Raw genomic sequence first — 4,635 nt, 5'->3', positions numbered from 1 at the left:
GATTTTAAATCACCCTAACCTTCCTTCAGTCTTGTCTTATGGTACTCTGGCTGCTTAAAAACTGTCCGGAGTATTGTAACATAAATACAAAAAAAAATGAAATACTGATGGTTGAGCGATTTAAGTCGCCAATAAAACGAGAACTTGAACTGTCCCCGCCGCTATCCAGAAAGCCTTGACTACCCGGATAAAAAGTAAAATACAGATTACTTAAACAGACTTTTGACTTCCCGTTACAGCCATTTTTATTAAAGTTTTTAGAAAAAGTTTTTAGGTTGAATTAAGAAAATACTCCTAAAAATTCCCATAGAAGCTAGCAGCGGCTCAACGACAAAATAATCTTTGATAGCACTGACTAAAAATAGAAAAAATGAGAGAATTACCAAAAATAGCAAGTCCATTAGACTAATTGTTCAGCTAGGGAATGTTTTGAAGATTCCAGCAGTTACCAGAAAAGATAACGTATCTCCCAAACAGCCGATCGCCCCCTTCACCCCTCCCCATGCCAGAAGCCACCACACCCCTGCGTGCCCGACGCAGCAGCCGATCGAAACAAAACGCTAAAATAAAAATATTAGATCACACAATTTTGGAGTTAATATTTGACACTTGCACCCGCGCGCGAAAACGTCCTAGCTTGGCTCTCTGACCGCGTTCCTGCTGCCCGCATCAAACACATCCTCGGAGTCGAACAAGTAGCAGGTGACTTGGCTCGCCATTACGGCCTCGACGAAGCAAAAGCCCGATCAGCCGGTTTGTTGCACGATTTGGCAAAATACTTCAAACCTCAACTGCTGCTGCAAATGGCCCAGAAGGAAGGTTTAGAGTTAGACTCAGTGTTGGAAGCACACCCGCATTTGCTGCACGCAGACGCCAGCGCGATCGTCGCCAGAGACGAATTCGGGGTGGTCGATCGAGAAATTTTGGACGCAATCGCCAATCACACCCTCGGCAGACCAAACATGAGCCAGCTCAGTTGTACCGTATTCATAGCAGATACCATAGAGCCGAGCCGCGGCAACACACCCCAACTAGAAGCACTGCGCGAGGCAAGCTTGCAAAATCTTTATGCAGCCGTGTGGCAAACTAGCGATTATTCTCTTAAATATTTGCTAGAAACTCGCTGCTACATCCACCCCCGCACCGTACTTACCCGCAATTGGGCGCTGCAAATGGCCCGCGAATCGCCGGAAACAGGAAATTCGACCCAGAAGTCGATCGAACAAATCACAAGTTAAAAGTAAAATTTATCAGCAATCCTGTGCTTACTTTTGGCTTCAACCTAACTCCTATTTCCCGTCTCAAACTGCCAACAACCGATCGCGAAAGCACACCGATTCTCCCTTACCGTATCAATTAGGAACTTAAACACTTAATGTCAGATCTAACTCAACTCGAATACTCCAGGGATCAGTCTACAGCAACGGATAGCACCTCCCCAGACGAAGCTCGCGGCCTGATCATGACCGTTGCCCAAGCAGCCGATGACCGCAAAGCAGTAGATATTGTATTGCTCCGCGTGTCAGAAGTCTGCTATTTAGCAGACTACTTCGCGATCATCACCGGATTTTCCAACGTGCAGGTACGAGCAATCTCCCAAGCAATAGCAGACCAAGTGGAAGAAGAGTGGCAACGCTTGCCACTTCGTACACAAGGCCTATCAGACGCTAGTTGGGTCGTCATGGACTACGGCGACGCGATCATTCACATTTTGAAACCTCAAGAGCGGGAGTTCTACAATTTAGAAGCGTTCTGGGGACACGCCGAACGCATTGACTTTTCCCCCGCGCCGTGAGGATGGCTAATGTGAAAAACGTTTCTGCTTCTATTTGTCCCGTTCCGCAAGAACAGCGACCGATCAATGAATACCAAGAACTTAAAGAATCCTGGTTTTTTAGCTGGGTAACACTCAATTGGCCCGGATACCTGGCAAAACTAGCTTGGGTGTGGGCTTGGAGTTGCTTGGTATCGGTGCCGATAGCTGCTTCTAGCTTTGCTCCAAGCAAGTATCCAGCTCAGTTTGTCCTGTGCGGTGCCGCAGGTGCCGGTTTTATTCTAGGATTAGCTTTGCTGCGACTCTACTTGGGTTGGTTCTACGTGCGATCGCGCCTTTCAAATCCCACGGTCGTCTACGAAGAGTCTGGCTGGTACGATTGTCAATCTTGGCCTAAAACTCCCGAAGTTTTTCTTCAAGATCAGTTGATTGTCAACTACCAACTAGAACCAATTCTCAGGCGTCTGCGGCAGACATTTTATGGTTTGACAGTATTGCTGATTGCCGGGGGACTAACTTGGAGTTGTTTGTAATCGCGAATGGAAGGGAGTTTTGAGTTTTGAGATTGCCGCCCACAGCCAACAACACGCACGGAGTGCATGAGTGAGAAACGATCGCAGAAAGATTAACTTTATAACTCTTAACTGGCAGCTCGCAACTCATAACTTCCACCAGCCCCAATCTAAAATCTAAAATCTAAAATCTAAAATTGATATGACAAGGGGAAAACGAACCCAAGCTCCCGAACTGGAAGTCACATTGCTGCGCGAAGGTATTGTGGAATCGAGGCACCGCGCCCAGGCCGCTGTCTGTGACAATCGCGGGCGCGTTCTGTCTGTTGCTGGTAACTCGGAAACGGCCTCATTTGTCCGTTCTTCACTCAAGCCTTTTCAAGCTTTGGCGGTGACGGCGACTGGCACTTTAGAACGCTACGAATTGACTGATCGAGATTTAGCGATTATTTGCAGTTCCCATCAAGGTACGATCGAGCAATCGCGCCAGGTATTTAACGTCCTGTGGCGCTGCGACATTGACCCCTCTAAACTTCAATGCCCCATTCCCGAAGGCAAAAAGAGCGCCCTGCAATACAACTGCTCCGGCAAACACGCCGGGATGCTGGCTGTCTGCCAGCAACTGCACTGGCCTATGGAAACTTATTTGCGCCGCAAACATCCTGTCCAGCAGCTTATTTTGGGCAAAGTGGCTGACTTGCTGGCAATGCCTGCCGAAGAGTTTATCAGCGCTCGTGACGACTGCGGCGCTCCTACCTATCTGTTGCAGTTGGGGCAAATGGCGTCTTTGTACGCTCAGTTAGCCTCCGGCAACAATGTGGATATGGAGCGGATTGTCCGCGCTATGACTCATCACCCGATGATGGTTGCCGGTGAGGGCAAATTTGACACGGAACTGATGCGCTTGACTCAAGGGGAATTGGTGAGCAAGTCCGGTGCCGAAGGGGTGCAGTGCATTGGCCGCGTTGGCGAAGGCATGGGCTTGGCAATTAAGGTGACGGATGGGGGAAAGCGTGCTCAATTTGCTGTGGCTATTCACTTGCTCAAGCAGTTGGGGTGGATTACTCCGACGATCGCCGAAACTCTTTCGGAGACTTACCTGACTCTCAGCGAGTTCAAGCGCTTGGAGGTAATCGGGGAAGTTTCGATGCTTTAGGGCGATCGAGACTCTGATCCGATTTCAGCAACCCCTCCCACCATCTAAAAAGTTTTTTTGATGGAGGGGTTGCAATTTTTAGAAAAATGTGTTTATATTAGTAAAGAGACAAAAAGCGACGCGGGATAGAGCAGCCTGGTAGCTCGTCGGGCTCATAACCCGAAGGTCAGTGGTTCAAATCCACTTCCCGCCACCAAATTAAACAAGACAAGCCCCGGCATCCTAAAAGTTGCAGGGGTTTGTTTTATGCCGTCTGTTTGATGCCTTCTGCGATCGCCTCTTCGACAGACAGATTGATATCGTTTCCGGTTGCACGAGCGCCTTGATAGAGAGGACACCGCACTGCCGTCTCCAAAGCTGTGGGTAATATTAATTCCGATGCTGCCAGATTGGATATGAAAGCAGTTTATTTTAGGCGGCAACAGAAAAGAGGACACAGCACTGCTGTGTCCGTACTGTATATTGGTATTTTTCTAATTGGGACAAAATAAGACCCACCCTCAACCTAAACACTCAACCCTATACTTTTCGACGACCGTTTGTGCAAACTTTATTTGTCAAAAAATAGCAATCCGATATCCATATTTTTTAAATCAGGATTTTAATTTGCTAAGTCGGCTGAGCTTCCAACCAATCAAAAATCAGGTTTAACTGTTCCAGTGTTACTAACCCGTATTGCCACAGAACCATCGGCAGTTCGCTGGCATCTTGTTCACCGTGTCGGAGAGCAACGGCGATCGCCGAATTCGATATCGCCAACTCTCCTCGCAAATAATCGATCAGTTGAGCCTTTCTCATCACCTTCACCGCCAGTTTTATGCGCTATTGTAAAGATATGTATCTAATCAGTCTGTATCGAAAGTTTAATTGGTCTAATTTTAGGTTTACAATAGAGAACCATGTGTGATGGAAACCGCACAAAACTGGTGATAAAACTCAGATAAAAAAGCGATCGCAGTCACAATAACTCCGAGAATCAAATATGGGGTTCCGCGAGCGATCGTTTGCTTCAAATGAATTCATGTGAACTACCAGACGCTGACCACTTCATTGGTACAGCGCTGGCTTCCTGATTCAACGGGGCGGGGCGTCCAACAAAACCGAAGTTTTGCCTCTTCGACTTACATCCCCTCCACAGGCAGAAGCGCTAGTTCCTAACGCCAAAATCCGCAAGGCTTCATTTCTAATGTTGA

At 47.6% G+C, this 4,635-nt stretch carries 6 protein-coding genes and 1 tRNA gene; 6 read left to right on the top strand and 1 reads right to left on the bottom strand.

The features are described 5' to 3' along the window. The first annotated feature begins 429 nt into the window (after positions 1-429). The 6 genes from QUA36_RS30760 (at position 430) to QUA36_RS30735 (ending at position 3,638) form a co-directional block, all read left to right on the top strand. Positions 430-564 carry a hypothetical protein gene (locus QUA36_RS30760; protein ID WP_333167203.1) on the top strand — a complete coding sequence of 45 codons (135 nt, stop codon included), beginning with the start codon at positions 430-432 and terminating at the stop codon, positions 562-564. 38 nt (positions 565-602) lie between these two features. Further along, positions 603-1,238 (top strand): bis(5'-nucleosyl)-tetraphosphatase (symmetrical) YqeK, encoded by a 636-nt coding sequence (gene yqeK, locus QUA36_RS30755; RefSeq protein WP_333460105.1) that lies wholly within the window; start codon positions 603-605, stop codon positions 1,236-1,238. Between the two features lie 137 nt (positions 1,239-1,375). Next, a complete protein-coding gene (gene rsfS / locus QUA36_RS30750) occupies positions 1,376-1,795 on the top strand; it encodes a ribosome silencing factor (RefSeq protein ID WP_333167198.1) in 420 nt (139 codons plus the stop codon). Between the two features lie 2 nt (positions 1,796-1,797). Next, complete coding sequence (locus QUA36_RS30745) at positions 1,798-2,307, top strand: CGLD27 family protein (protein ID WP_333167196.1); 510 nt, start codon at positions 1,798-1,800, stop codon at positions 2,305-2,307. Positions 2,308-2,488: 181 nt separating this feature from the next. Beyond that, complete coding sequence (locus QUA36_RS30740; RefSeq protein WP_333167194.1) at positions 2,489-3,442, top strand: asparaginase; 954 nt, start codon at positions 2,489-2,491, stop codon at positions 3,440-3,442. A gap of 119 nt (positions 3,443-3,561) precedes the next feature. Then, a tRNA-Met gene (locus QUA36_RS30735) sits at positions 3,562-3,638 on the top strand. Between the two features lie 413 nt (positions 3,639-4,051). Here the strand turns inward: QUA36_RS30735 and QUA36_RS30730 are convergent. Then, positions 4,052-4,240, bottom strand: coding sequence for a DUF2949 domain-containing protein (locus QUA36_RS30730; protein WP_015178546.1), 189 nt, complete (start codon positions 4,238-4,240; stop codon positions 4,052-4,054). Positions 4,241-4,635: the final 395 nt, after the last annotated feature.

Origin of the sequence: Microcoleus sp. Pol10D4, from assembly GCF_036701555.1 — a bacterium.
Taxonomy (GTDB): domain Bacteria; phylum Cyanobacteriota; class Cyanobacteriia; order Cyanobacteriales; family Microcoleaceae; genus Microcoleus.
Note: the sequence above shows the minus strand (reverse complement) of the source record. Positions and strands in the feature narration are given on the sequence as shown.